Origin of the sequence: Leisingera daeponensis DSM 23529, assembly GCF_000473145.1 — a bacterium.
Lineage (GTDB): Bacteria > Pseudomonadota > Alphaproteobacteria > Rhodobacterales > Rhodobacteraceae > Leisingera > Leisingera daeponensis.
Genome location: NZ_KI421500.1, coordinates 1,156,232 through 1,180,474, shown reverse-complemented (window position 1 = coordinate 1,180,474; position 24,243 = coordinate 1,156,232). Strand labels below are relative to the sequence as shown.

The following is a 24,243-nucleotide window of genomic DNA, read 5'->3' as shown; positions in this document are numbered from 1 at the left end:
GGCGTTTTGCAATGGGGGCTGCCCTGGTCCCCTGCGGCGGCGGGGCCGGCTGGCTCCCGGCTCAGGGTTGCGCAGAAGGCATAGCTGCTTTGCGCAAGGCGGGGCGCAAACGTAATCACCTTCACATCTCCCGGCCGGTGCCGGCGCTACGGTGCAGGTGATTTTTTGCCGCGAGCAGATTTTCACACATGCCGCAGCGGTCATCTGACCCGGAATGCACGCAGTGCGCACGGAGGCTCCCTCGGCTCCGGCGCTGGCAGGCGCCCGGACAGCGGCCGTAAGCGGCGGAACAGGAGACAGACCATGAAAACCAAGATTGCAGCCCGCGCCGGCGCGGCCTCCCTTGCGGCGGCACTTGCCGCCCCGGCATTTGCAGGCCCCACCTATACCAACGACACCGGCGGCAGCTTCCGCTGGTACGGCCAGTTCAACCCCGTCTATCAGTCCTTTGACGATGGCGGGCAGGACTTCAACCGGCTGACCGATAACGCGGCCTCCAACTCGCGCATCGGCTTCTGGCTGGAGCAGGCCTATGGCGAAAACACCCTGCGGTTCAACTTCGAAACCGCCTTCGGCTTCCGCTCGTCGGACGGGGTCAGCCAGCTTTCGACCGGCGACAACATCAGCTGGGACCGCACCAACATCCGCCACGTGGACTTCCAGTTCGACACCGCGCGCTATGGCCGCTTCTCGGCCGGTCAGGGCGCGATGGCGACCGACGGCATCACCGGCGCGGATTTCTCCGGCACCGGCCTTGGCGCCTCCAACGCCGTGGCTGACGCCGCGGGCGGCTATGCCTTCCGCACCGGCGCCGGCGCGCTCAGCTCGGTGGACATCGGCGATGTCTTCAATGACTTCGACGGCAGCCGCCTGGGCCGCATCCGCTATGACTCGCCGGAGCTGGCAGGCTTCACCTTCTCGACCTCCTGGGGCACCGATGTCCTGAAGGACGCCAACGACCGCGAAAGCTACGACGTGGCGGTGCGCTGGGTCAACGACGAGGCCGCGGGCTTTGCCATCGACACCGGCATCGGCGCCTCCTGGACCGAGGAAACCGGCAAGGAAGACTACCGCGACATCTCCGGCTCCTTTGCGGTGCTGCACAAGGCCACCGGCCTGTCGCTGAACCTCGCCGCGGGCGAGCGCGACATCGCGGGCACCTATGCCTATGCCAAGCTGGGCTATTCGGCGGATCTGATCGCGGCCGGCGCAACCTCCTTCTCGGTCGACTATTATGACGGCTCCGACATGGTCACCGCCGGCGACAGCGCCGAGTCCTGGGGCGTGGCCGCGGTTCAGAAGATCGACGCCTATAATGTCGAAACCTATCTGGCCTACCGCGACTATTCCTATGCCGACACCGGCCCCGCGGCCTACCAGGACGCAAACGTGATCCTGGCCGGCGCCCGCTGGAAATTCTGAACCGCACCTTGCTTGGTTTAAGAACGGCAGACACGCCCCCATTGCGGGGCGTGTTTTCCGTTGCGGCACCCCGGAAATCCGCGGGATTGGTCAGGAAAGGGGCAATCCCCCTTGCGCCGCCGCGCCGGGGGAAATAGAAGACCGCAAATTGTCTGGGGGCACCTTGCACTGGGGCCCCGAATCTCTATGGGGAATAGGATGCAGGTCACCGAGACGCTGAACGAAGGTCTGAAACGCGGCTACGCCATCACCGTCACCGCCGCCGAGCTGGACGAGAAGGTCAACGAAAAGCTGGTCGAAGCGCAGCCGGAAATCGAAATGAAGGGTTTCCGCAAAGGCAAGGTGCCGATGGCGCTGCTGAAAAAGCAGTTCGGCCAGCGCCTGATGGGCGAAGCGATGCAGGAATCCATCGACGGCGCCATGAACAAGCATTTCGAGGACAGCGGCGACCGTCCGGCGCTGCAGCCCGAAGTCAAGATGACCAACGAAGACTGGAAAGAAGGCGACGACGTCAACGTCGAGATGTCCTACGAGGCACTGCCGGAAATCCCCGAGGTCGACTTCTCCGGCATCGAGCTGGAAAAGCTGGTCGTGAAGGCTGAAGACGAAGCCGTCAACGAAGCGCTGGCAAACCTGGCCGAAACCGCCAAGGAATTCGAAGCCCGCGAAGAGGGCGCAGCAGCCGAAGACGGCGACCAGGTCGTGATCGACTTCGTCGGCAAGATCGACGGCGAGGCCTTCGAGGGCGGCGCAGGCGACGACTACCCGCTGGTGCTTGGCTCCAACTCCTTCATCCCCGGCTTCGAAGAGCAGCTGGTCGGCACCAAGGCCGGTGAAGAAAAAGACGTGACCGTGTCCTTCCCCGAGGAATACGGCGCAGAGCATCTGGCTGGCAAAGAGGCCGTGTTCTCCTGCACCGTCAAGGAAGTCAAAGCCCCGAAAGCGGCTGAGATCGACGATGAGCTGGCCAAGAAATTCGGCTCCGACGACCTGGACGCGCTGAAGGGCCAGATCGCTGAGCGCCTGGAAGCCGAATATGCCGGTGCCGCCCGCGCGGTGCTGAAGCGCGCGCTGCTGGACAAGCTGGATGCGCTGGTCTCCTTCGACCTGCCGCCGTCGCTGGTCGACGCCGAAGCCAAGCAGATCGCGCATCAGCTGTGGCACGAGGACAACCCGGAAGTGCACGATCACAACCACGGTGAGATCGAGCCGACCGAAGAGCACGTCAAGCTGGCAGAGCGCCGCGTGCGCCTGGGCCTGCTGCTGGCCGAGCTGGGCCAGAAAGCCGAGGTCGAAGTGACCGACGCCGAAATGACCCAGGCGATCATGAGCCAGGCCCGCCAGTACCCGGGCCAGGAGCGCCAGTTCTTCGAGTTCATCCAGAAGAACGTCCAGATGCAGCAGCAGCTGCGCGCGCCGATCTTCGAAGACAAGGTTGTCGACCACATCGTCGGCCAGGCCAAAGTCGAGGAGAAAGAAGTCTCCAAAGACGAGCTGCAAAAAGCGGTTGAGGCACTGGAAGAGGAGTAATCCTCTCCTTCCTGCAAGATTACGGAAAGGCCGCCTGATGGGCGGCCTTTTTCGTGCCCGGCGCGGTCACAGAACCACGCGATCCTGCAGCCACAGCAGCGACGGGTAGGCCGCCAGCCAGATCCAGAAAAACCGGTTCAGCCCGAACAGGCAGGCATTGGCAAGGTGGAACAGCGCCGCGGTGAACAGCGCCAGCAGCAGCGCCTCGCGGCTGAACAGCGCCAGCGGAAACAGCACCTCGAACAGCATCACCGCCCAGCCCATCGCCCACAGCAGCCGCGGACGGTCCGCCAGGCGGCGCAGTTCCTCGCTGACGGGGTAGGCGGAGAAGCGGAACACATCCTGCAGCGCCCGGCCGGACCGCCATTCGGGGTTCACGATCTTCACCTGGCCGGAGATGAAATAGCAGATCACCAGCTGCCCGGCGAGATAGGCAAAGGCGTATTCCTGCCATTGCTCGGACGGCAGCCAGCGGGCCGCGGTGAGGCAGCAGAGGATCAAGAGGCTCATCTTGTCGCTGCCGCCGTTATACGGCCCCTGAAACCGCTGCAGCAGCAACAGTCCCAGCACCAGCAGCCCCAGCAGCACCCAGGGCGCCGCGATCCCGAACAGCAGCAGCCCGGCCAGCAGCAGGCGCGGCCCGTGCAGGATCTGCTCGTCCCGGAAGCCCGCCATATGCTCGGCGCTTTGCTGCAGAAAGGCCAGCGCCAGCAGCACCTCGGTCGCGCGCAGGGCCAGCTCCAGGCTCATGCGGCGGCCCGTGCGGCCTGCGCGCCATTGGCGCTGAGGCCGGCCATCAGATGCGGTTCCGATTGATAGGTGACCGCCTTGATCAGCTGGCCGTCCTCCCCCCGGTCCAGAAAAACCAGGCGGAACTGCAGGTAGGGCAGCAGCGTGCCGGGCGGCTGCACGCGCAGCAGCTCAGCCGCGATCCGGCGCAGGATTTCCCGGCGGCTGTGGCCGGTTGGCGCCAGCGTCAGCCGCTCGGCGCAGCTGACCAGAAACAGGCTTTCGTTCCAGCGTGCGTTCCACAGCATCCGCCCGGCCACAGCAAGCGGGCTCAGCCGTTCGGGCCGCGGCCGGAATTCCTGCCAGGGCGCGGGCGGTCCGGACGCGCTGGAAAGCAGGCGCCATTCCACCCGCGGCGACGGATCCACCGATTTGAAGAAGCGCCAGGACGGCATCAGCGCCGGCAGCAGCAGTTTGAACAGGGTCAGCATCGCGCCAGTAAAGCGGGCGCCGGTTAGAATTTTGCTAAACACCCAGCCAGATGCGCAGCGCGGCGCTCCCGCCCGTCCTTGGCCGCTTCCTGCGGAAGCCGCCGGCGTCCCGTTGGGCCGGGCAGCGCCCCTGCGGGGCGCTGCGGGCGGCGGCTGTGGGCGATCAGGGCCGCAGGCCGGTTTCCCTGAGCATGCCGCGGCGTTTGGCTTCGTAGTAGTAGCCGCGGGAATAATGCTTCACCGCCATGTCCTGGCTGCCATCGGCCAGCAGCCAGGCGCCGCGCAGGTATTTGACGGAAAACTGCAGGTTGGTGTCCGCATCCAGCAGATCCTTGGGCTGCCCCTGAAAACCCATAGAGCGGGCGGTGGCGGGCAGGATCTGCAGCAGCCCGTAATAGGGCCGGTTCACCGCATGCGGGCGGTGGGTGCTTTCGCGCACTGCCAGCCGGTGGACCAGGCTGCGCGGAACCTCGTAATGGTCGGCCCAATAATTGATCTGCTGCCGCAGTTCAGGCGTTTCATTGGGATAGAGCGGCGGATTGTACCGTGTCACCTCGGGCGTGGAGGCGGTGCTTCCGCAGGCAGCCAGAACTGCGGCTGCTAAAAATAAAATAAGTGTGGTCCGGCGCGTCATGCGGCCTCCGCATATTGTTGCTCGCGGCCAGCCTAACCGCATGGCGCCGGGCTGCAATATGGTCTGTGGCACCACCCGCGGCAACCGGCAGGGAACCGCCAAACCGGAAGGGGGATCCCGCCTGAGAGGGGCCGTCCGGCTGGCGGCGGGCGGGTTCCTCAAAGTTTAAGCATTAGACATTTGTTAAATATGTCCGCCCACTACATATTGGGGGTGCGCATTGAGGCAACACGACCCTCAGGCAGATCGCCCCTCACGCCTGTGGGGCATCTGACCAAATCGGGCAGACGGGGCCGCGGGCTGTTTCCCAATTTTCCGCGGTCCCAATAACCCCTTTGTCCGGCGCTGGCGAAGCCCGCGGCTGAGGTTTCACGGCCTTGGACTGCCTGCGATGCCAGCAGTGTCAGCCCGCCACGCCGCCGCCCGGGCGGCCCGGCTTTCCGGGCGTGCCGAACAGGCTGCTGCCAGGCGCAATCAGGCCCTTGGGCACGATGTCGGCAATCGCTTCGGTTCTGAACTCCGGCCGGTCGAACCGGTGCCCGCGCAGCAGCCGGAACAGCAGCCGCCGGCGCAGCGCCAGTTCCTCACGCTCCAGGTTGTCATCCAAGGCAAACCCCTCCCTTCTGCTCCCGTTGCCATGCTGGCAAGGAACGGCAAACGGAAGGTTTATGGCAGACGCGCATGTTCCTAAAACTTAGTCCGGCTTTTAACGGTGTCCGCCGGAAACAGAAAAAGGCCGCCCGGAAGGCGGCCTTTCCCATGTCTCAGCTGACCCGAAAGGATCAGTTGGTTTCTTCGTCGCCAGCGGCTTCGGCTGCCGGGCCTTCGTCGTCGTCGGAGGCTGCGGAGCCGATATCGTCGAACAGCTCGGAAATCTCGAATTCAGCAGCGGCTTCCTCTTCGGCGGCCAGCTCCTGGATCGATTTGCCCGATGCCTGCAGCTCGGCTTCCTCTGCGGAGCGAGCCACGTTCAGCTTGATTTCGACGTCCACTTCCGGGTGCAGCTTCACAGCGACCGAATGCAGGCCCAGTTCCTTGATCGGGTGGATCAGGGCGACCTGTTTCTTGTCGACCGAGAAACCGGCGTCGGTGGCCGCATCAGCAGCGTCGCGCGGAGTGACCGAGCCGTACAGCGCGCCCGCGTCCGAAGCGGAGCGAATCACGACGAACTGCTGGCCGTCCAGCTTCGCTGCCAGAGCTTCGGCTTCTTTCTTGGTCTCCAGGTTGCGCGCTTCCAGCTGCGCTTTCTGGGCTTCGAAAGAGGCGATGTTGGCCTCGGAGGCGGTTTTTGCCTTGCCCTGCGGCAGCAGGAAGTTGCGGGCGTAACCGGGCTTCACGTCAACGACGTCGCCCATTTGGCCCAGCTTCGCAACGCGCTCAAGAAGGATAACTTGCATCTGCTTATCTCCTTACTTCACAGCGTAGGGCAGCAGGGCGAGGAAGCGGGCGCGCTTGATAGCACGGGCCAGCTCACGCTGCTTCTTCGCCGAAACGGCGGTGATGCGCGAGGGAACGATCTTGCCGCGCTCAGAGATGTAGCGCTGCAGCAGACGGGTGTCCTTGTAGTCGATCTTCGGCGCGTTGTCGCCCGAGAACGGGCAAACCTTGCGGCGGCGGAAAAACGGTTTGGCTGCCATGATTTAGCGTCCTTTTCTCAAGCGTTGATCAGCGGCGCTCACGGCGTTCGCCGCGTTCGTCGCGCTTCTGCATCTGGACCGAAGGGCCCTCGGCGTGCTCGTCGACCTTGATGGTCAGGACGCGCATCACGTCATCATGCAGACGCATCAGGCGCTCCATTTCCTGCACGGCAGACGCGGGTGCGTCGGTGCGCAGGAAGGCATAGTGGCCCTTGCGGTTCTTGTTGATCTTGTAGGCCATGGTCTTGACGCCCCAGTACTCCTGGTCGACCAGCTTACCGCCGTTGTCGGACAGAACAGCACCGAAGTGTTCGATGAGGCCTTCTGCTTGCGAGTTGGACAGGTCCTGACGCGCAATCATGACATGCTCATAGAGGGGCATGCGAACTCCTGTTTGTGTCTAGGCGCATTTCATAGACCGGGCATCACATGCTTCCGCTGCCTGGTCACGAGAGGCTGCGCGGATCGAAAGTGTCGCGGAAGCAGGGCCTCCTATACAGGCTGAGGCGCAAAGAGCAAGGCAAAACCGGCGCGGCCCGGAGGGCGCAGCGGGGTGCCGCTGCAAAACCGCAGCCGCGCCGCATTGCTGCCCCAATGCCAGCCTTGAGTGTTTAACGAAGTCTTAACGCAAAAGGCGCGCCGCCGCACGACGTTCGCGCGGGTCCGGCGCCGGCCGGGGCAGTTACAGACGGAACAGCTTTAGAAAGGGCAGTCAGATGGCCGTGACAGATCAAACCCCGCCTGCGTTTGGCGCCGCAGCAAGGGCGGTGCCGCTCAGCCTGCGGCTGGAGGCAAACTGGAAACTGCGGCTGACCCTGCTGCGCCTGCTGGGGGTGGCGATGCTCCTTGGCTCCACCGGGCTGTGGCTGGTGCCCGGGGCCGGGGCCGATCCTGCGATGAACCTGATCCGGATGGGGGTGTCGGTGGTGTTCCTGCTGACCGGGCTGGTGCTGATGACCGCGCATGGGGCCGGCAGCCGGTCCGAGGCCTGCTTCGATCCGGTGCGCCGCGAATTGCGGGTGCTTCAGCGCGACGGGCACAGCCGCCCGGCCACGGTGCTGCGCCGCAGTTACGACAGCCTCGGCGCGGTCCGGCTGACCGCCGCGTCCGTGCAGATGTATGAAACAGACGGCAGCCTGCTGATCGAGCTGCCGCTCCAGTCCGCCGCGATGCGCAGCCAGCTGCGCGACCAGTTCAGCGGCGCGGTGCGGATCCTGACCTGAACGCCATCACATTTCCGCGAGACAGGCCCGGCGGCCCTCCCGCCGGGTTTTGTGTTCGCCCGCTCACAGATACTGTTGGTTTTTGCCGGCTTCCTTTCCGGGAGCCATTCGCCGCATCTGTTCCTAACAAGATTTGTTCACACGGAGCCTTTCCCATGAAGAAGACCCTGCTTGCCGCCGCCCTGGCCGCCGCCGCTGCAACCGGCGCTGCCGCCGCCCCCGAGAAATACGTTCTGGATCCCGGCCACAGCCAGATCCTCTTCGACTACAACCACCTGGGCTATTCGACCACCTACGGACTGTTCGCCGGCTTCGAAGGCGAGATCATGTTCGACCAGGAAGACCCGGCAAACTCCTCCGTCTCCGTTTCCATGCCGCTCAGCAGCATGTTCACCGGCTGGCAGGCGCGCTTCGATCACTTCATGACCAAGGATTTCTTTGACGCCACCGAGGATGAAACCATCAGCTTCACCTCCACCGGCATCGAAGTGACCGGCGAGGAGACCGCCAAGATCACCGGCGATCTGACCCTGAACGGCGTGACCAAATCCGTGGTGCTGGATGCCAAGCTGAACCAGAAGGGCGATCATCCGATGGCCAATAAGCCCTGGGCCGGCTTCGACGCCACCACCCAGATCCTGCGCACCGACTACAACCTGGGCCAGTTCGCCCCCTTCGTCAGCGACGAGGTCAACATCAAGATTTCGGTCGAGGCGATGAAGGCCGACAGCTGACCCGGCAGAAGGTTCCGCGAAATTCCAGCCGCCGGCTCCCCTGGGGCCGGCGGTTTTCCTTTGCGCCGCCGGTGCGGACCTCCCCAAAGCGTGACCCAAGTTCACTGGCCTTTCCCTCTCCGAGGGCGCACACTGACGACGGCCCCTCCGGCCGCTTCGGAAAGGAGGCACCCATGTCCCGCTTAGGCTTTCCCGCTTCAGCCGGTGCGGCAGTGGCCCTCGCAGCCAGCCTGGCCTTTACCGCGCCCGCCGCCGCCCATGATAGAGGTCATGATGCGGCCCGCGCCATCGCCGGGCTGATTGCCCTCGGCGTCATTGTCCACAGCCTGGAAAACGACCGGGACCGCCACCGCGGCCGCGTCTACTACCACCAGCCGAAAACGCACTACGGCTACTACGGCCCCCGGCGCCACTACGCCGGACGCGACCGGCACCACTACCGCCGCCACGGCGGCCACCGGCACCACAGCCGCCATGGCGGCTACTACTGGCACAGGCACTGAAGCCGCAGCCGGGCGCCAAGACAGGCGCCTGCGCACAAGGCATGATCCTGCGGGCAGAAAAAGCCCCGGCACGATTGCCGGGGCTTGCAAGGTGGCGAAGGGCTGGCGGAAGCCGCTCCCTTAACGCCGGTTACTCCGCCCGCTTGGCCTCCAGCTCCACCGCCACATCAACGGCAAACCCCAGCGAGCTTTCGTCGGGCAGGCTCTTGCCGATGCCGAAATCCAGCCGGTTCAGGGTCAGCCCGCCAGACATCTTGGCGCTATCCCCCTCCAGCACCAGATCGAAGGGCAGGGTGACCGGCACCGTCTGATCCTTGATCGTCAGCGTGCCAACCGCCTGATACCCCTCCGCCAGCTTCTCGATCTCCGCCTTGAACAGCGCAGTGGGGAAACTGGCGCTGTCGAAGTAATCCGCGCCCATCGCCTGCTGTGTCACCGTGCCCAGCTGCAGCGACGCGATGGCGACAGTCACCTCCACATCCCCGGCCGGGCCCGGCGCCGCCGGCTCCTCGAAGTTGATGACGGCGGACCATTCCCCGAAGCTGCCGGCGACCGCGCCGCCCATCTGGGTCACGGTGATCCCCAGCGTGCCCGATTGCACAGCCCAGCCGCTTGCCGCACCGGCACCCGGATCCGCGGCCACAACGGGGGCGGCGGTGCCGGTCTCAACCGCCTGCTTGCCGCCCAAAAGGCCCAGCGCCGCGCCGCCGCCCAGCACACCGGCCCAGACCAGCAGCGCCGCCAGCAGCGGCAGCAGGCTGTGGCTCTGCGCGGGCGGCTGAGTCAGGCTGGCATCGCGGCCCGGCAGCATCCGCCGCAGGGTGGCGTCGCGGTCGATCACATGATGCTTCAGCGCGCCGGCAATATGCAGGCCCAGCGCGCCCGCCAGGGTCCAGACCAGCACCCAATGCACGCCGCCAAAGAACCCCGCCACCGCCTCGGACTTCGGCACGAACGGCAGGCTCTGCCCGAACGGCCACCAGATCGGCGCAAATCCGGTGGTGGCGGCGTGATGGATCCAGCCGCTCAGCGGCACCGCCACCAGCGAGCCGTACAACAGCCAATGCACCATCTCCGCCGCCAGCGCCTCCGCCTTGCGGTCCGGGTGCAGCAGCCCCGGCTTGGGCTGGCTCAGCGCCCACAGGATGCGCAGCAGCGCGGTAAAGAACACCGCAACCCCGATGGTCTTGTGCAGCGAAAACAACAGGGTGGCCCGCTCGATCACCGCCTGGCTGCCGTCAAACCCCGGGCTCTGGATCTCTTGCGCCAGCTCATTGGCGAAATACCCTAGCGGAAAGGCCGAGAAGATCAGCAGGGCCGTCAGCCAGTGAAAGGTCTTGGCAATGCTGCCATAGCTTTGGAAGGTGTTTTGGCCGGACATGGCGCTTCGGGTCCTTTTCAAGTCGGGGCTGACTTCAAGGTAGCAACACCGCGGCCCCGCGCAACATCCGCGCCCCCTACATCCGTGCACAGGCGCGGTGCGCAGGCTGCAGCTTTGCTTGTGCGTCGCGTCAAGGGCCGTTACATCAGGCCAAACGCTAAAACAGACGAGGTCTTCAATGACGATCGCATTCGTGTTCCCCGGCCAGGGCGCCCAGACCATCGGGATGGGCAAGGCGCTTGCCGATGCCTATCCAGCGGCCAAGGCCATCTTTGACGAGGTCGATGAGGCGCTGGGGGAAAGCCTGAGCCAGCTGATCTGGGCGGGCGACATCGAAACCCTGACCCTGACCCAAAACGCCCAGCCGGCGCTGATGGCCACCTCGATGGCCGCCATGCGGGCGCTGGAGGCCGAAGGCGTGACGATTGAGAAAGCCGCCTTTGTGGCCGGCCACTCGCTGGGCGAATACTCGGCACTGGCCGCCGCCGGGGCGATCTCGGTCACCGACACCGCCCGCCTGCTGCGCACCCGCGGTCTGGCCATGCAAAGCGCCGTGCCGGTGGGCGAGGGCGCGATGGCCGCGATCCTGGGCCTCGACCTTGACGCCGTGCGCGCAGTGGCCGAGGAAGCCGCGCAGGGCGAGGTCTGCCAGGCCGCCAACGACAACGACCCCACCCAGGTGGTGGTCTCCGGCGCCAAGGCCGCGGTCGAGCGTGCGGCTGAAATCGCCAAGGAGAAAGGCGCCAAGCGCGCTGTGATGCTGCCGGTGTCCGCCCCCTTCCACTGCGCCCTGATGCAGCCCGCCGCCGACGCCATGGCCGAAGCGCTGGCCGGTGTTGAGATCAAATCCCCCGCGGTGCCGCTGATCGCCAACGTGCGCGCCGATGCGGTGACCAGCCCGGACGAAATCCGCGCCTTGCTGGTGGAGCAGGTGACCGGCTCCGTGCGCTGGCGCGAAAGCGTGCAGGCGATGGCCGCCAAGGGCGTCACCGAATTCTGGGAGATCGGCGCGGGCAAGGCGCTTTCGGGCATGATCCGCAAGATCGACCGCAATCTGGCCTGCCGCCAGGTCGGCACCCCCGAGGACGCCAAGGCCGCCGCTGAAGCATAAAGAGATTTTCCGGCGCCAGCCCCGCGCGGCCCGGATCCGAAAGTGAAGGAAACCACATGTTTGATCTGACTGGCAAGAATGCCCTCGTCACCGGCGCCTCCGGCGGCATCGGCGGCGACATCGCCCGCGCGCTGCACGCAGCAGGCGCCACCGTGGCCCTGTCGGGCACCCGCGAGGAGCCGCTCAAGGCGCTGGCCGAGGAACTGGGCGAACGCGTCCATGTGCTGCCCTGCAACCTCTCCGACGCCGAAGCGGTCGAGGCGCTGCCGAAGCAGGCGGCCGAGGCGATGGGCTCCGTCGACATCCTGGTCAACAACGCAGGCATCACCCGCGACAACCTGTTCATGCGGATGAAGGACGAGGAATGGGACTCCGTCCTGAACGTGAACCTCACCTCCACAATGCGGCTGTGCCGCGGCGTGCTGCGCGGCATGATGAAGGCGCGCTGGGGCCGTATCATCAACATCTCCTCGGTGGTGGGCGCCACCGGCAACCCGGGCCAGGGCAACTATGCCGCCTCCAAGGCGGGCATGGTCGGCATGTCCAAATCGCTGGCCTATGAGGTCGCCAACCGCGGCATCACGGTGAACGCGGTCGCGCCGGGCTTCATCGCCACCGCGATGACCGACAAGCTGAACGACAGCCAGAAAGACGCGATTCTGAGCCAGATCCCGGCCGGGCGCATGGGGGAATCGAAGGAAATCGCCTCCGCGGTTCTGTATCTGGCCAGCCAGGAGGCCGGCTATGTCACCGGCACAACGCTGCATGTGAACGGCGGCATGGCGATGATCTGAGCAGGCGGTTTGCCAGGCCCTGCAGCCCGCCTGCAGGGCTTTTCCACGCCCGTTCCGCCCCGCGTCAGGCCGCCAGGGCCCGGCGCCGCGGCCTGACGCCGCCAACAAGCGGTTGAAAAGAGGCAGATTTGCAAAAAACTCCGCAAACCTGCTTGCAACCACTTGATTGCGGGGCCATCTGCACGGCTTGATACCCGCAGGCTGCGGGCCGCAGCACAGATCGTTACCAAGCGAAACCGTTTGCCTTGGCCGCGGTCTATGCTATAGGCGGCCCATATCCGCAGGTTTTTCCTAAGGGAAACGCCGCACTGTCCCCGTCCCGCGGGGATCACACCGCCCGCTCCGGGCAATAACCACGCCGCCCGCACGGGCAAGGGCAGAACCGGGCAGAGTGCCCTGAAATACGAGGAAGAGACATGAGCGACGTCGCAGATCGCGTTAAAAAGATCGTTGTTGAGCACCTGGGTGTTGAAGAGGACAAGGTCACTGAAAACGCCTCCTTCATCGACGATCTGGGCGCAGACAGCCTGGACACCGTGGAACTGGTGATGGCGTTTGAAGAAGAGTTCGGCATCGAGATCCCGGACGACGCAGCCGAAACCATCCAGACCTTCGGCGACGCGGTCAAGTTCATCTCCGAAGCGTCCTAAGCCACGCTTCCGGAGGACCGGAATAAACGGCGCTCTCCCGTGCGGAGGGCGCCGTTTTCTTTTGTCTTTACTGTGCCGGCCGGGGCGTGCCGAATCTGTGCCTGCGGCAATCCGGCCACGGGCCTGTTTGCGCTACCGGGCAGGCGGGGGCGGGTGCCGCAATTGTTCCTCAAAAGGTCAGGATACGGCGTATCGCCGGGGATGATCCGTGCTAATATTTCCGCGACAGTCAGAGCACAGAGGAGACTGGCACTATGATGATTTACCCCACGATGGAGATTCAGAACGGCCGCTGTGTGAGCCTCGAAAAAGGCCGCCTCGACGAGCCGCAGATCTGGCACGTGGATCCGGTGGAAACCGCCAAGGGGTTTGCCGCCGCAGGCGCGGAGTGGATGCATCTGACCGACTTCAGCGCCATTGAGGGCGACCACAGCAACGAGGCGCTGGTCACCCGCATCATCCGCGGCGCCGGTATTCCTGTTCAGCTGGGCGGCGGCATGCGCTCGCGCGAGCAGGTCGAGAAGTGGATCGACAAGGGCGCAGGGCGGATCGTGATCGGCACCCTGGCGGCGCGCGACCCGCATCTGGTGCGTGAACTGGCGGAACACCACCCGGACCAGATCGTGCTGGCGGTCGATATCTGGCAGGGCCAGGTGATGACCGACGGCTGGCGCAAATCCGGCGCCTTCACCCCCGAGGCCTATCTGGAGGCCTTTAAGGACACGCCGTTTGCCGGCATCATCATCACCGACATCGACTCCGACGTCGCCGATACCGAGGCGCAGATGGGGCTGATTTCGCATCTGGCGTCCACCGTGAAACTGCCGGTGATTGCCAATGGCGTGGTACGCAATTCGGATGATATTTCACGGCTGAAGTACATCCACAACATCGCCGGCGCTCTGGTGGGCCGGGCGCTGTTCCGCAAGACGCTGTCGGTCGAGGAAGCGCTGGCCGTGGCCCGGCCGGAACCGGAACCGGTGGCGGAATTCCAGTAACCCCGAAGGGGGCCGGCCTGCGGTCTGCGCAAGCGCACAGCAGGCCGCACCCCGGCGGGCGGCATCAGGCCGGGCTGGCCGCCGTCAGCGGCTCAGCGGTCTGCGCCGCATTGCGGTTCAGAAGCTTTTTCAGCTCCGCCCGGGCCAGCCGCCTGCTGAATTTGATCCCGACATAGTCGTGGTCCTGCCTGGAGGTCTGGGCCTCGATCGGCGGCAGGCCGGCCACAGCGGCCGTCACATCCCCCCGGATGAGCGGAACAGGCTGGCCGTCCTCCAGCCCGACGCGCACCTTGGCGCCCAGCCGGCTGATGTCCACAATCCGCGCTTCAAAGCGGTGCCCGCCGCAGTCCAGGAGGCAGGGCAGCGCGCAAGGGTGGCGGCGGGACAGCCGCAGGCGCCGCCGTGCCAGGCGCTGCATCAGGCCCGCGGCTGCCGCGCCGAGAATCAGGGTCAGCAGCGATCCGGCGATGGCCGCCTCCTGCGGCAGATCTTTCAGCCTGCCAAGACCGCTCATCGCCGCGCCGGGCGTGTCCTCGGAGGGCGCGAAGTTGCAGGGCAGGGGCAGGATGCGCGCGGCGTAGGTTTGCAGCCGCGCATCTGTGCCAAGGCGCTCTGCCTCCGCGAGCGCTTTGGCGGGGCCGTGCCTGCGGTGGATTTCCAGCAGACCCTTGTGGCGGGTCATCAGATCCAGCGTGGCGCGCTCAAAATTTTGCAGCCCGGCCCGGCGCATCCGGATGCGCAGCTCCACCTGCGGGTGGCCGTCCAGCCAGTGGCGCAGCCGGCGCGCCTCGCCGGTGCCGCTGCCGCTGCCGGATTTCAGCATGTCATGGAATTTGCGCATCTGGTACTGCATCAGCACGAGGTCCGACAGCAGCATGCATGTTGCACGGGACGAGGTGGGGGCCGCGGCGGCGGCAGGGCTGCCCGCCGCAAGCGCGAGAGCGGCGGCGGCTGAAAACACGAGAGACTTGGATACCATTCCGGGGACTCACGAAACTATGCGAAAATCTCCCTAAGATTTAGATCTGCTGTCTTAACACACGGAAAGCGGACGCAGCAATTTTCCGTCAAAACTGCGCGGCACCTGCCTTGCCGGGCCGGGCAGGTGCTGCCAGCACGGCAATCAGGCCGCCCTGATACAGCAAGGCGGCCTGGTGCGTCGCATTCGATCACAAGGGTCAGGCGCAACCGGGCCGGGGCGCCGGTGCGGGGCCGCGGCTGCTAAATGCCGAGGCCGGGCGGCATCCGCGCCGCCCGCGGCGGCCCGTCCGTGTCTTCCATCGGGAAGGCTTCCAGCAGGCGGTGCAACTGCAGGAAATTGAAGTCCCGGGAGAACTTCACGCCGAAATAATCCGCCGTCTGCCACCGCACGCTGGCGTCCAGGGTATAGCCGCCGAAGGTGAGGGTCACCCGGGCCGGGATCTCGCACGGGGCGTCGGGGCGCACCTTGGCACCGGCCCGGCTGAGGTCGACCAGATGGGCCGGCACCGTGCGGCCGCCCGCCTGCAGCACGCAAGGCACCGAGCAGGGGTAGCGTTTGGTGCGGCGGATCCTGCGGATGCCGATACGGTCCAGGAAGTACAGAACGCTGCCGCCCAGCACCAGGAAGGACACCCAGGCAATCGCGGCGTTGATGATCTGCTGGCGCTGGCGCGCGTCCGCCGCATTGACCGCTACCAGCTTGCTGCCGTCCCCGTCGTCCTTGACCTGGTCGCAGGGCAGGGCCTCAACCCGGGCGCCGAAGTCCGCCGCCAGCTCCCTGATGTCCATTTGGCGGGCGCTTTCCAGCGCCGCGGCGCGGCCCTGGGTGTCGAGAATCTGCAGCAGCACCGTCTGCCGTTTCAGCAGCTCCATCGCGCCGGGCTCAACGGACTGGATCCCCACCGCCCGCATCCGCTGCCGCAGCGGCGCCGGCGGATTTGTGCTGATCCAGCTGCGCAGATGCTGCACGCTGTAACCGCCCTCGCCGGTGCTGAGATAGGACAAAAACCCTTTGGTGGCCCGGTGCAGATCAGACAGATCGCGGTGGACGGCACAGCCGGCGCTTGCCTGCCCGGGCAGCAGGCCGATCACCAGCAGGGTTGCAGCTATGGAAAGCCATTGGCGCATGGCGGGTCGTTCCTCAAATCCTTCGAGAACAGCAGAATGCCGCAAAGAAGCGAATGCGCGGTTAACGCGGCGGCGGCACCGGACGAAAACCTTGCGCCGGCAGCGGCCATGGCGCGCCCTGCCGCGAAACGCGTTAAGTGCTGGGAAAGAAGGGAGACCGCTTTCCGGCCGCTCCGCCCGGCCTGCCTTCGGCATTTCAGGAGCGGCGGCAGGCGCGTCTCAAAAAAAATGCGGGCTGGAGACAAAATGGCCCAGAGCTCCAGCCCGCTTTGGCAATCCTTGAGGACGGACGCCGAGTTTCGCGTTTTGATAGATTCAACCTAAGCTGGAGTCGTTAATCAAACGTTCCCGCAATGTGAAATCATTGTAACAGCCTGTTTTCCGTAACGTCACGGCTGCTGCCAGCCCGCTCTTGCACCTTCTGGCCATTCCAAGCTATTTGAACGGACGGATTGCCGAGGCAAAGGAGAGCAAGGAATGCGTCGAGTAGTTGTCACCGGACTGGGCCTGGTTACCCCTCTGGCCAGCGGAGTCGAGGAAAGCTGGACCCGGTTGCTGGACGGCCAATCGGGCGCGGGCCCCATCACCCTGTTCGATGCCGAGGCAAGCGGCGTTGCCACCACCTATGCCTGCGAGGTTCCGCGCGGCGACGGCAGCGGCGGCACGTTCAACCCGGACGACTGGGTTGCCAAGAAAGACCAGAAGAAGATTGATGACTTCATCCTCTATGGCATCGCTGCCGCCGACATGGCCGTGCGCGACGCCGGCTGGACGCCCGAGGACGAGGAAAGCCGCCTGCGCACCGGCGTGATGATCGGTTCCGGCATCGGCGGCCTCAGCTCGATTGCCGACACCGCCGTGATGATCAAGGAAAAAGGCCCCCGCCGGGTGTCGCCGTTCTTCATCCCCGGCGCGCTGATCAACCTGATCTCCGGCCAGGTCTCCATCCGTTTCGGCTTCAAGGGCCCGAACCACTCCGTCGTGACCGCCTGTTCGACCGGCGCCCATGCCATCGGCGACGCGGCCCGGCTGATCAGATCCGGCGATGCCGACGTGATGATCGCGGGCGGCGCCGAGGCGGCGATCTGCGAGATCGGCATCGCGGGCTTCAACGCCTGCAAGGCGCTCTCGACCAAATACGCCGAGGACCCCAAGAAAGCCTCGCGCCCCTATGACAGCGACCGCGACGGCTTTGTGATGGGCGAGGGCGCCGGCATCGTGGTGCTGGAAGACTACGAGCACGCCAAGGCGCGCGGCGCCAAGATCTATGCCGAGGTGCTGGGCTATGGCCTGTCGGGCGACGCCTACCACATCACCGCGCCCTCCGAGGATGGCGAGGGCGGCGAACGCTCGATGCGCGCAGCCCTGAAGAACGCGGGCCTGGAGCCGTCGGCCATCGACTATATCAACGCCCACGGCACCTCGACCATGGCCGACACCATCGAACTGGGCGCAGTGGAACGCCTGCTGGGCAACCACGCCGCCAATGTCACCATGTCCTCGACCAAATCCGCCACCGGCCACCTGCTGGGCGCGGCCGGCGCGATCGAGGCGATCTTCTCGATCCTGGCGATCCGCGACCAGGTGGCGCCGCCGACCATCAACCTCGACAACCCCGCCGTGGAAACCCCGGTCGACCTGGCCCCCAACGCCAAGCGCGAGCGCGAGATCAAGGTGGCGCTGTCGAACTCCTTCGGCTTTGGCGGCACCAACGCCTCGGTGATCTTCGGGAAACCTGACTGATGTGGCGCAGCCTCGCCTCTAACATGCTGACGGTCCTGATCGCCGCCCTGTTCCTCTTGGGCGGCCTCATCCTGTGGGGCAAGTCGCAGTACACGGCCGAAGGCCCGCTGGACACCGCTATCTGCCTGCGGGTGGACCGCGGCTCCAACATGGCCCGCGTCAGCCGCGACCTGGAAGCGCAGGGCGCGGTCACCTCCGGCACCATCTTCCGCCTCGGCGCCAAATATAGCGAAAAAACCGGCCAGCTGAAGGCCGGCAGCTTCCTGGTTGAGCCGGGCAGCTCGATGGAGCGGATCGTTGACGAGATCACCCATTCCGGCGCCTCCACCTGCGGCACCGAGATCGTCTACCGCGTCGGCGTGACCCGCACCCAGACCCTGGTGCGCGAACTGGACCCGGCGACGAGCAAGTTCGAGGACATTGCCGATTTCGTCCTCGGCGAGGATGAGGTTCCGGCGGAATACACCGAGACCCGCAAGGACGCCGACACCCGCTACCGCATCGCGCTGGCCGAAGGCGTGACCAGCTGGCAGGTGGTCGAGGCGCTGAAGGCGATGGACGTGCTGGAGGGCGAGCCCGGCGAACGCCCGGCCGAGGGCCTCTTGGCGCCTGACAGCTACGAGGTCACCCCGGGCACCCAGCGTGCCGCCGTGCTGGCCGAGATGCAGGAGCGCCAGCAGCTGCGCATCAACGCCGCCTGGGAAAGCCGTGCGGACGACGCTGCCGTCAAGACGCCCGAGGAGATGCTGATCCTCGCCTCGATCATCGAAAAGGAAACCGGCGTCGCCTCCGAGCGCGGCGTGGTTGCCTCGGTCTTCACCAACCGCCTGAACCGCGGTATGCGCCTGCAGACGGACCCGACGGTGATCTACGGCGTCACCAAGGGTGAGGGCATCCTGGGCCGCGGCCTGCGCCAGAGCGAGCTGCGCAAGGCGACCCCCTGGAACACCTATGTGATCGAGGGCCTGCCGCCCACGCCCATCGCCAACCCCGGCCTTGCCAGCCTGGAGGCCGCGGTGAACCCGGAGAGCACGGACTACGTGTTCTTCGTCGCCGACGGCACCGGCGGCCATGCGTTTGCCAAGACGCTGGACGAGCACAACAGGAACGTGGCCAAATGGCGCGAGATCGAGGCTCAGCAGCAGCAGAACAACTGAGGCTGAGTCCAGGGAAAGAGGAAAGGGCGCCGCAGGGCGCCCTTTTGCATTAGGTTTCAATTTATGACGGCCACCAACATATTCTGGCTATACCTCACCATTAAAGGCATTGTGATAGGAAAGGATAACAACACTCGCTAAACGGTGTGTAGCAATAGCCTCACCTATTGTTGTTTGCCGCAACCCAGCGTGGGCAAAATCGTGACGCCAGCTTAATATCTGGTCAAGTTGCTTTATGGGATTTTTGCCCGCAAGTTTCACGGTTAATTTTCGGCGCCTATCCAGTATTGTGTCGAATTTTTCGCAGATTCTATGGTCGAAAGTTCTAGCGTAACGCCTGAGGTCATTGTGACCAATCTTACTGCTAAGTTTGCTAAAATTTCTTTCGGTAAACCCTTCAAACTCACGTCCATGCCTTGCAGCATAGGAGACCATTGTAGATTTTACGCAAGTCTCATACATCGCTGCGATAGTAACAACAAGCATCCCAGCCAAATCTGCTCGGAATTCTGTGACCCCTCTGTTCTCGGCAGGCACAAACTGGTCCATCTCGAAAACCAGTTTGTCTATCCTGGAGAAGTGGTCATAAAGATCATCAGGCCACATTTATATTGTTTGTTTGCAGATTTCAATTCTGCGCTGAACCATAAGAGTGTCAGTCGTGCCGCCAGTAATTCTCTCTAAGAAATCTGTATTTTTCAGGAGTGCCTTGTAACCCTTTTTTAAGCGAGATTCATCAATAGATGGATCCTCCAGAAGAGTGATCATTACTGCCTCTAATACAGCGGAGTTGATGACTCCGCGTGGTCTAAATGGCTTTTCCAGGGCGTTTTTTACTAGCTTTGTTACTCTGGTGAATTCTTCGGAGAAGTCTTCCGCGTCTTTTGACGAGAAATCTCTATTGTTCTTCATGAACTTATTAAGGTGCGTCAACATTGGTTTCTCATAAGACTCCCAGTTGCGATACAATGATAGCAACCTTAAAACTAATTCGACATCCTTCTGATTTTTATCAGGTTTTCTCAACCCGAGGATTCCTTGCCAGTCGGAATTCTCGTTGAGTTTCCAAAGCTTGCCAACAATTTCGCCGCGATAAACAGCGTTTCGGATCTCTTGAGGCTTGAGTTGCGTCCCGCCAGTGTTCAATCTCTCAAAAATATGAAAAACGCTTTCTCCACCACCGCTGGGTGCTAATTGTCTAATATTGATTGCTCTCAGCGTTGAGTTCCTCAGCTTTCTTTGATACTTAGCTGGGAGGTCTTCAAAAGTCTTTCCGTTGAATTCCGAGCGCTCTGAGAGACCCTTTAGTCGAAAGACTTGACGTTTTCCTTTATCATCGGCCTCGCCGAAGTAGCCCTCCATGAAATACTTGACAGACATCAGCCTCTGCTGGCCGTCGATTACTTCCATCTCTCCGTGGTCGTTTTCGTACAAAAAAACTTGAGGCACAGGCAATCCCATCAAGAATGACTCAATCAATCTTGAGGATTGCTCCATTTTCCAGACAAATTTTCTCTGATAAAAGGGGACGATAATATCGCCACGCGAAATTTGTGTAGAAAGAAGTTCAAGCGACGGATCTGAGGGTGCAACTGAGATGTCGAACTCGACATAGGGTTCTTCATCTTGTTCTTCGACAGTTTCGAGCTGATCCTCGTCTTCTGTGACCACATTCTACTCCTTTGAGTTTTAAAGAAAACCACAGATAACAGTTTTCTTAGATAGAGGCATATAGCAGTTCTCTACTGAATAATACCTTTAGTAGGTCGAGAACAGCCCTAATTACAATCAGTCTGCATTGAACCATTTGTACAACTTTTTCGCGGTCTGGTTTCCTCCTCCCGTTGCGTCCGCACCGTACGCAGCCCTCCCCATAACCCTTGACTTTTCCACCGAAATCGCGTATAGGTTGTGGTGCAGCTGGAAGAAACATGGACGGCCCCGGATCCCTCCACCGGTGGCCGTCCTGTCTTTCTCTCGTGCGGACAATAACGCATGAGGCAGAGCAACCCATGACAGACAACACACACGATCAGGACGGCGCCGCCGTTCTGACCCGGCAGGTGCACTTCACCGCCGATCTCCTGCGCTCGCTGCAGGAGAGCATACACCGCCTGCGCAACGCGGCGGAGGAGCTTCGGGAGCAGCTTGAAACCACCGGCGGCGATGAGGCCACCGGCGCAAGGGCGCAGATCAGCAGGCTCGAGGGCCTGATCCGCGATTGCCAGAAAGTGGAGAAAGTCATTGCAGAACAAAGCACCGAATTCGCCCGTATGCTCAAATCCGAACACGAGCTCGATCTCGGCGCGGCGCGCGCAGCTGTCGAGCGCGGACTTTCTCGCCTGCGTGCCGCCCTGGCTGCTGAACTGCTTCTTGGATGAGCTGGACCGCAAAACCCTCTGCGCCTTGCCGCATCTGTTCCACATCTGGGCGCTGGACCACCAGCGCCCGCCGGAGGGGGACTGGCGCGCCTGGGTGATCCTGGGCGGCCGCGGCGCGGGCAAGACGCGGGCAGGGGCCGAATGGGTGCGCTCGCTGGCCGAAGGTGCGCGCCCGCATGATCCCGGCACTGCCCGGCGCATCGCGCTGGTGGCGGAAACCTATGACCAGGTGCGCGACGTGATGATCCACGGCGACAGCGGCATCCTGGCCTGCTCGCCGCCCGACCGGCGGCCCAAGTGGAAAGCCTCGGAGCGCAAGCTGATCTGGCCCAACGGGGCCGAGGCGCAGGCTTTCTCCGCCCATGACCCCGAGGCGCTGCGCGGCCCCCAGTTCGACGCCGCCTGGGCGGATGAGCTGGCCAAGTGGCGCAAGGGGCAGGAGAGCTGGGACATGCTGCAATTCGCGCTGCGGCTGGGCCAGGATCCCCGCGTCTGCGTCACCACCACCCCGCGCAACGCGCCGGTGCTGAAGCGGCTCCTGGCTTCACCCAGCACCGTGCAGACCCACGCCGCGACCGAAGCCAACCGCGCCAACCTCGCGCCGTCGTTTCTGGAGGAGGTGCGGGCGCGCTATGCGGGTACCCGCCTTGGCCGGCAGGAGCTGGACGGGGTGATGCTGTCGGACATCCAGGGCGCGCTCTGGACCACCGCGGCGCTGGTGGAGGCGCAGGTGGCCGAGGCGCCGCCTTTGGACCGGGTGGTGGTCGCCGTCGATCCGGCCGTCAGCGCAGGCAAGGGCTCCGACGCCTGCGGCATCGTGGTGGCGGGGGCCGTTACCCGGGGCAAGCCGCAGGACTGGCAGGCCTATGTGCTGGCCGATTGCACGGTGCAGGGGGTCGGTCCGCTGGCCTGGGCGCAGGCGGTGATCGCCGCCCGCGACCGGTTTGGCGCCGAACGGGTGGTGGCAGAGGTGAACCAGGGCGGCGCCCTGGTCGAATCCGTGCTGCGCCAGGCCGACCCGCTGGTGCCCTTCCGCGCCCTGCACGCGCGCAAGGGCAAATCCGCCCGCGCCGAGCCGGTGGCCGCCCTCTACGAACAGGGCCGGGTGTGCCACCTGCCGGGGCTGGGAGAGCTGGAGGACCAGATGTGCCAGATGACCCCGCAAGGCTACCGCGGCGGCGGCTCGCCCGACCGGGTGGATGCGCTGGTCTGGGCGCTGCATGAGCTGATCATCCAGCCCGCCGCAAACCTGCGCAGGCCGCAGGTCAGGGTGCTGTAATGCGCTAAGGGCAGCGCCTGTCCGGGGGGCGGACGGGCGCTGCCCGGCCTTCGGCCAGGCGAAGATGCCGCAATGAAAAGGCACAGGAAGGGGCAGCGCGCAACGCTGCCTTTTTCTTTGAATACAAAGCTCTAACCCAGGGTGTTGCGTCCCCTCCGTACGCACCGCTTCCCAGATCTTCAGCCCTTTCTGCCACTAATGATCCTCAGCAAAGGCGCAACCAGCCCCAGCGGCCCGGCGCCAGACACGAGCATATGAGGAGCGGACCATGGTCTTTGACCTGCTGCGGCGCAAAACGCCGGACCCCCAGAAACCGGGCCCCAATAATCCTGGCCTGGAACAGAAGGCCAGCCAGACCGCCCGCGTGGTCTCCTGGCACGGTTCCGGGCGCATCGCCTGGAGCCCGCGCGACACCGTTTCCCTGACCCGCAGCGGCTTTGCCGGCAACCCGGTCACCCACCGGGTGATCCGCCTGATTGCCGAGGCCGCCGCCGCCGTTCCCCTGGTGCTGCAAGACAGCCGCCAGCGCTATGACAGCCACCCCTGGCTGGCGCTGCTGGCGCGTCCCAATCCGGCCCAGACCCAGGCCGAGCTGCTGGAGGCGCTCTATGGCCACCTGCTGCTGTCCGGCAACGCCTATATCGAAATGGTCACGGCGGAGGACGCCACCCCGGCAGAACTGCACGTGCTGCGCTCCGACCGGATGAACGTCGTGCCGGGGCCGGACGGCTGGCCTGCCGGGTTCGACTATGTGGCGGGCGGGCGCAAACACCGTTTCACCAACGAGCCGGGCAGTTCCCCGGTCTGCCATATCAAGAGCTTCCACCCGCAGGACGACCATTACGGCCTCTCGGCCCTGCAATCCGCGGCGATGGCGATCGACGTTCACAACGCCGCTTCCCGCTGGTCCAAGGCGCTGCTCGACAACGCGGCCCGCCCCTCCGGCGCGCTGGTCTGGACCGGATCTGACGGCCAGGGCCAGATGTCCGAAGATCAATTCCGCCACCTAAGTGAAGAGATACAAGCAAATTTCCAAGGCGCGCAGAATGCCGGCCGCCCGCTGGTGCTGGAGGGCGGGCTGGACTGGAAGCCAATGGGCTTCTCACCGTCGGACATGGAATTCCAGCAAACCAAGGACACCGCCGCCCGCGAGATTGCGCTGGCCTTCGGGGTGCCGCCGATGCTGATCGGCATCCCCGGCGATGCGACCTATGCTAACTACCAGGAGGCCAACCGCGCCTTCTACCGTCTGACCGTGCTGCCCTTGGTCTCCAAGGTCTCCGCCGCGCTGGCCGATTGGCTGGCGGGCTGGACCGGCGAGGAGCTGACCTTGAAACCCGACCTCGACCAGCTGCCCGCCCTGGCGGCCGAGCGCGAGGCGCAGTGGCGCCGCGTCGCGTCCGCGGATTTCCTCACACCCGCGGAAAAACGGCAACTGCTGGGGCTGCCCGCAGAAACCCCGCCCCCATGCCGCACTGAGGGCGGGCAGAGGGAGGGCGGACAGGATGACTGAGCACCCGATGCGCGCATTCGATTGTTCACCGGGATTGCGCCTGTCCGCCCATGAGCGGGTCGCCCAGATCCAGAACGACGCCGTGAACCGCCGCCTCGACCGGATCGAACAGATGATGGAGCGGCTGGAGAAGCGCCTCTGGCTCACGGTTTACGGCGTCGCGGCCGTCATCCTGGCGCAGGCCTTCCAATCCTTCCTGGCGGTGCAATTGCCTTAAACCCCAA

General features: G+C 64.4%; 27 protein-coding genes. 15 read left to right on the top strand and 12 right to left on the bottom strand.

Annotated features, from left to right (window positions below):
* Window positions 1–303 precede the first annotated feature (303 nt).
* Both DAEP_RS0106140 and tig read left to right on the top strand, forming a co-directional pair.
* Window positions 304–1,422: a porin gene (locus tag DAEP_RS0106140; RefSeq protein ID WP_027244034.1), complete on the top strand. Its 1,119-nt coding sequence runs from the start codon at window positions 304–306 to the stop codon at window positions 1,420–1,422.
* 198 nt (window positions 1,423–1,620) lie between these two features.
* On the top strand, window positions 1,621–2,952 hold the full coding sequence (gene tig / locus DAEP_RS0106135; RefSeq protein ID WP_008557069.1) for a trigger factor: 1,332 nt from the start codon (window positions 1,621–1,623) through the stop codon (window positions 2,950–2,952).
* Window positions 2,953–3,018: 66 nt separating this feature from the next.
* On the opposite strand, the gene DAEP_RS0106130 is transcribed toward tig, so the two are convergent.
* From DAEP_RS0106130 to rpsF, 7 genes are all read right to left on the bottom strand, one after another.
* Window positions 3,019–3,702: an HTTM domain-containing protein gene (locus DAEP_RS0106130; RefSeq protein WP_027244033.1), complete on the bottom strand. Its 684-nt coding sequence runs from the start codon at window positions 3,700–3,702 to the stop codon at window positions 3,019–3,021.
* Window positions 3,699–4,172, bottom strand: coding sequence for a hypothetical protein (locus DAEP_RS22450; protein WP_051337322.1), 474 nt, complete (start codon window positions 4,170–4,172; stop codon window positions 3,699–3,701). The genes DAEP_RS0106130 and DAEP_RS22450 overlap by 4 nt, the downstream gene beginning before the upstream one ends.
* 163 nt (window positions 4,173–4,335) lie before the next feature.
* Window positions 4,336–4,806, bottom strand: coding sequence for a lytic transglycosylase domain-containing protein (locus tag DAEP_RS0106120; protein ID WP_008557369.1), 471 nt, complete (start codon window positions 4,804–4,806; stop codon window positions 4,336–4,338).
* Window positions 4,807–5,209: 403 nt separating this feature from the next.
* Window positions 5,210–5,413, bottom strand: a complete 204-nt coding sequence (locus DAEP_RS0106115) for a hypothetical protein (RefSeq protein WP_027244032.1) — start codon at window positions 5,411–5,413, stop codon at window positions 5,210–5,212.
* Window positions 5,414–5,588: 175 nt separating this feature from the next.
* Window positions 5,589–6,203, bottom strand: coding sequence for a 50S ribosomal protein L9 (rplI, locus tag DAEP_RS0106110; RefSeq protein ID WP_008557548.1), 615 nt, complete (start codon window positions 6,201–6,203; stop codon window positions 5,589–5,591).
* 12 nt (window positions 6,204–6,215) lie between these two features.
* Entirely contained in the window at window positions 6,216–6,443 is a 228-nt protein-coding gene (gene rpsR / locus DAEP_RS0106105; RefSeq protein ID WP_005982441.1) for a 30S ribosomal protein S18, read from the bottom strand.
* Between the two features lie 28 nt (window positions 6,444–6,471).
* Window positions 6,472–6,825, bottom strand: a complete 354-nt coding sequence (gene rpsF / locus DAEP_RS0106100; protein WP_008554352.1) for a 30S ribosomal protein S6 — start codon at window positions 6,823–6,825, stop codon at window positions 6,472–6,474.
* 334 nt (window positions 6,826–7,159) lie between these two features.
* Between rpsF and DAEP_RS0106095 the strand changes: the two genes are divergently transcribed.
* The 3 genes from DAEP_RS0106095 (at window position 7,160) to DAEP_RS0106085 (ending at window position 8,903) form a co-directional block, all read left to right on the top strand.
* Complete coding sequence (locus DAEP_RS0106095; RefSeq protein ID WP_027244031.1) at window positions 7,160–7,666, top strand: hypothetical protein; 507 nt, start codon at window positions 7,160–7,162, stop codon at window positions 7,664–7,666.
* Between the two features lie 155 nt (window positions 7,667–7,821).
* Window positions 7,822–8,400, top strand: coding sequence for a YceI family protein (locus DAEP_RS0106090; RefSeq protein WP_027244030.1), 579 nt, complete (start codon window positions 7,822–7,824; stop codon window positions 8,398–8,400).
* Between the two features lie 173 nt (window positions 8,401–8,573).
* Window positions 8,574–8,903: a hypothetical protein gene (locus DAEP_RS0106085; protein ID WP_027244029.1), complete on the top strand. Its 330-nt coding sequence runs from the start codon at window positions 8,574–8,576 to the stop codon at window positions 8,901–8,903.
* A 130-nt stretch (window positions 8,904–9,033) separates the two neighbouring features.
* Here the strand turns inward: DAEP_RS0106085 and DAEP_RS0106080 are convergent, their stop codons facing one another.
* On the bottom strand, window positions 9,034–10,284 hold the full coding sequence (locus DAEP_RS0106080) for a cytochrome b/b6 domain-containing protein (protein WP_027244028.1): 1,251 nt from the start codon (window positions 10,282–10,284) through the stop codon (window positions 9,034–9,036).
* 178 nt (window positions 10,285–10,462) lie between these two features.
* Between DAEP_RS0106080 and fabD the strand changes: the two genes are divergently transcribed.
* The 4 genes from fabD (at window position 10,463) to DAEP_RS0106060 (ending at window position 13,837) form a co-directional block, all read left to right on the top strand.
* Complete coding sequence (gene fabD, locus DAEP_RS0106075) at window positions 10,463–11,395, top strand: ACP S-malonyltransferase (protein WP_027244027.1); 933 nt, start codon at window positions 10,463–10,465, stop codon at window positions 11,393–11,395.
* A gap of 56 nt (window positions 11,396–11,451) precedes the next feature.
* The gene (fabG, locus tag DAEP_RS0106070; RefSeq protein ID WP_008555001.1) at window positions 11,452–12,189 is read left to right on the top strand and encodes a 3-oxoacyl-ACP reductase FabG; all 738 of its coding nucleotides are present in this window, start codon (window positions 11,452–11,454) and stop codon (window positions 12,187–12,189) included.
* Window positions 12,190–12,605: 416 nt separating this feature from the next.
* Window positions 12,606–12,839 (top strand): acyl carrier protein, encoded by a 234-nt coding sequence (locus DAEP_RS0106065; RefSeq protein ID WP_005982462.1) that lies wholly within the window; start codon window positions 12,606–12,608, stop codon window positions 12,837–12,839.
* Window positions 12,840–13,093: 254 nt separating this feature from the next.
* Window positions 13,094–13,837 (top strand): 1-(5-phosphoribosyl)-5-[(5-phosphoribosylamino)methylideneamino]imidazole-4-carboxamide isomerase, encoded by a 744-nt coding sequence (locus tag DAEP_RS0106060; RefSeq protein WP_008553362.1) that lies wholly within the window; start codon window positions 13,094–13,096, stop codon window positions 13,835–13,837.
* Between the two features lie 64 nt (window positions 13,838–13,901).
* Here DAEP_RS0106060 and DAEP_RS0106055 read toward each other — a convergent pair whose 3' ends face one another.
* Both DAEP_RS0106055 and DAEP_RS0106050 read right to left on the bottom strand, forming a co-directional pair.
* A complete protein-coding gene (locus DAEP_RS0106055) occupies window positions 13,902–14,816 on the bottom strand; it encodes a PilZ domain-containing protein (protein ID WP_154665029.1) in 915 nt (304 codons plus the stop codon).
* 242 nt (window positions 14,817–15,058) lie between these two features.
* Window positions 15,059–15,946: a PilZ domain-containing protein gene (locus DAEP_RS0106050; RefSeq protein ID WP_027244025.1), complete on the bottom strand. Its 888-nt coding sequence runs from the start codon at window positions 15,944–15,946 to the stop codon at window positions 15,059–15,061.
* 477 nt (window positions 15,947–16,423) lie between these two features.
* Between DAEP_RS0106050 and fabF the strand changes: the two genes are divergently transcribed.
* Entirely contained in the window at window positions 16,424–17,689 is a 1,266-nt protein-coding gene (gene fabF / locus DAEP_RS0106045) for a beta-ketoacyl-ACP synthase II (RefSeq protein ID WP_008553268.1), read from the top strand.
* The gene (gene mltG, locus DAEP_RS0106040) at window positions 17,689–18,846 is read left to right on the top strand and encodes an endolytic transglycosylase MltG (protein ID WP_008557237.1); all 1,158 of its coding nucleotides are present in this window, start codon (window positions 17,689–17,691) and stop codon (window positions 18,844–18,846) included. The genes fabF and mltG overlap by 1 nt, the downstream gene beginning before the upstream one ends.
* A gap of 87 nt (window positions 18,847–18,933) precedes the next feature.
* On the opposite strand, the gene DAEP_RS23920 is transcribed toward mltG, so the two are convergent.
* The gene (locus tag DAEP_RS23920; protein WP_281171947.1) at window positions 18,934–19,452 is read right to left on the bottom strand and encodes a HEPN domain-containing protein; all 519 of its coding nucleotides are present in this window, start codon (window positions 19,450–19,452) and stop codon (window positions 18,934–18,936) included.
* Complete coding sequence (locus DAEP_RS0106035; RefSeq protein WP_027244024.1) at window positions 19,453–20,517, bottom strand: DUF262 domain-containing protein; 1,065 nt, start codon at window positions 20,515–20,517, stop codon at window positions 19,453–19,455. It abuts the gene before it with no gap.
* Window positions 20,518–20,858: 341 nt separating this feature from the next.
* Between DAEP_RS0106035 and DAEP_RS0106030 the strand changes: the two genes are divergently transcribed.
* From DAEP_RS0106030 to DAEP_RS0106015, 4 genes are all read left to right on the top strand, one after another.
* Window positions 20,859–21,227, top strand: coding sequence for a hypothetical protein (locus DAEP_RS0106030; protein WP_051337321.1), 369 nt, complete (start codon window positions 20,859–20,861; stop codon window positions 21,225–21,227).
* Window positions 21,220–22,506, top strand: coding sequence for a terminase large subunit domain-containing protein (locus DAEP_RS0106025; protein ID WP_027244022.1), 1,287 nt, complete (start codon window positions 21,220–21,222; stop codon window positions 22,504–22,506). Before DAEP_RS0106030 ends, DAEP_RS0106025 begins: the two co-directional genes overlap by 8 nt.
* 268 nt (window positions 22,507–22,774) lie before the next feature.
* Window positions 22,775–24,019, top strand: coding sequence for a phage portal protein (locus tag DAEP_RS0106020; protein WP_027244021.1), 1,245 nt, complete (start codon window positions 22,775–22,777; stop codon window positions 24,017–24,019).
* Window positions 24,012–24,236, top strand: a complete 225-nt coding sequence (locus DAEP_RS0106015; protein ID WP_008553588.1) for a GTA head formation protein, RCAP_rcc01685 family — start codon at window positions 24,012–24,014, stop codon at window positions 24,234–24,236. Before DAEP_RS0106020 ends, DAEP_RS0106015 begins: the two co-directional genes overlap by 8 nt.
* Window positions 24,237–24,243: the final 7 nt, after the last annotated feature.

Bases quoted from the DNA above. Each gene is read 5' to 3' on its own strand.
- rpsF (WP_008554352.1), bottom strand. From the start codon at position 6,825: ATGCCCCTCTATGAGCATGTCATGATTGCGCGTCAGGACCTGTCCAAC.
- DAEP_RS0106060 (WP_008553362.1), top strand. From the start codon at position 13,094: ATGATGATTTACCCCACGATGGAGATTCAGAACGGCCGCTGTGTGAGC.
- fabD (WP_027244027.1), top strand. From the start codon at position 10,463: ATGACGATCGCATTCGTGTTCCCCGGCCAGGGCGCCCAGACCATCGGG.
- DAEP_RS0106140 (WP_027244034.1), top strand. From the start codon at position 304: ATGAAAACCAAGATTGCAGCCCGCGCCGGCGCGGCCTCCCTTGCGGCG.
- DAEP_RS0106080 (WP_027244028.1), bottom strand. From the start codon at position 10,284: ATGTCCGGCCAAAACACCTTCCAAAGCTATGGCAGCATTGCCAAGACC.
- tig (WP_008557069.1), top strand. From the start codon at position 1,621: ATGCAGGTCACCGAGACGCTGAACGAAGGTCTGAAACGCGGCTACGCC.
- DAEP_RS0106050 (WP_027244025.1), bottom strand. From the start codon at position 15,946: ATGCGCCAATGGCTTTCCATAGCTGCAACCCTGCTGGTGATCGGCCTG.
- DAEP_RS23920 (WP_281171947.1), bottom strand. From the start codon at position 19,452: ATGTGGCCTGATGATCTTTATGACCACTTCTCCAGGATAGACAAACTG.
- mltG (WP_008557237.1), top strand. From the start codon at position 17,689: ATGTGGCGCAGCCTCGCCTCTAACATGCTGACGGTCCTGATCGCCGCC.
- DAEP_RS0106030 (WP_051337321.1), top strand. From the start codon at position 20,859: ATGACAGACAACACACACGATCAGGACGGCGCCGCCGTTCTGACCCGG.
- rpsR (WP_005982441.1), bottom strand. From the start codon at position 6,443: ATGGCAGCCAAACCGTTTTTCCGCCGCCGCAAGGTTTGCCCGTTCTCG.
- DAEP_RS0106130 (WP_027244033.1), bottom strand. From the start codon at position 3,702: ATGAGCCTGGAGCTGGCCCTGCGCGCGACCGAGGTGCTGCTGGCGCTG.
- DAEP_RS0106120 (WP_008557369.1), bottom strand. From the start codon at position 4,806: ATGACGCGCCGGACCACACTTATTTTATTTTTAGCAGCCGCAGTTCTG.
- DAEP_RS0106015 (WP_008553588.1), top strand. From the start codon at position 24,012: ATGACTGAGCACCCGATGCGCGCATTCGATTGTTCACCGGGATTGCGC.
- DAEP_RS0106095 (WP_027244031.1), top strand. From the start codon at position 7,160: ATGGCCGTGACAGATCAAACCCCGCCTGCGTTTGGCGCCGCAGCAAGG.
- DAEP_RS0106085 (WP_027244029.1), top strand. From the start codon at position 8,574: ATGTCCCGCTTAGGCTTTCCCGCTTCAGCCGGTGCGGCAGTGGCCCTC.
- DAEP_RS22450 (WP_051337322.1), bottom strand. From the start codon at position 4,172: ATGCTGACCCTGTTCAAACTGCTGCTGCCGGCGCTGATGCCGTCCTGG.
- DAEP_RS0106065 (WP_005982462.1), top strand. From the start codon at position 12,606: ATGAGCGACGTCGCAGATCGCGTTAAAAAGATCGTTGTTGAGCACCTG.
- DAEP_RS0106020 (WP_027244021.1), top strand. From the start codon at position 22,775: ATGGTCTTTGACCTGCTGCGGCGCAAAACGCCGGACCCCCAGAAACCG.
- DAEP_RS0106055 (WP_154665029.1), bottom strand. From the start codon at position 14,816: ATGGTATCCAAGTCTCTCGTGTTTTCAGCCGCCGCCGCTCTCGCGCTT.
- fabF (WP_008553268.1), top strand. From the start codon at position 16,424: ATGCGTCGAGTAGTTGTCACCGGACTGGGCCTGGTTACCCCTCTGGCC.
- rplI (WP_008557548.1), bottom strand. From the start codon at position 6,203: ATGCAAGTTATCCTTCTTGAGCGCGTTGCGAAGCTGGGCCAAATGGGC.
- fabG (WP_008555001.1), top strand. From the start codon at position 11,452: ATGTTTGATCTGACTGGCAAGAATGCCCTCGTCACCGGCGCCTCCGGC.
- DAEP_RS0106090 (WP_027244030.1), top strand. From the start codon at position 7,822: ATGAAGAAGACCCTGCTTGCCGCCGCCCTGGCCGCCGCCGCTGCAACC.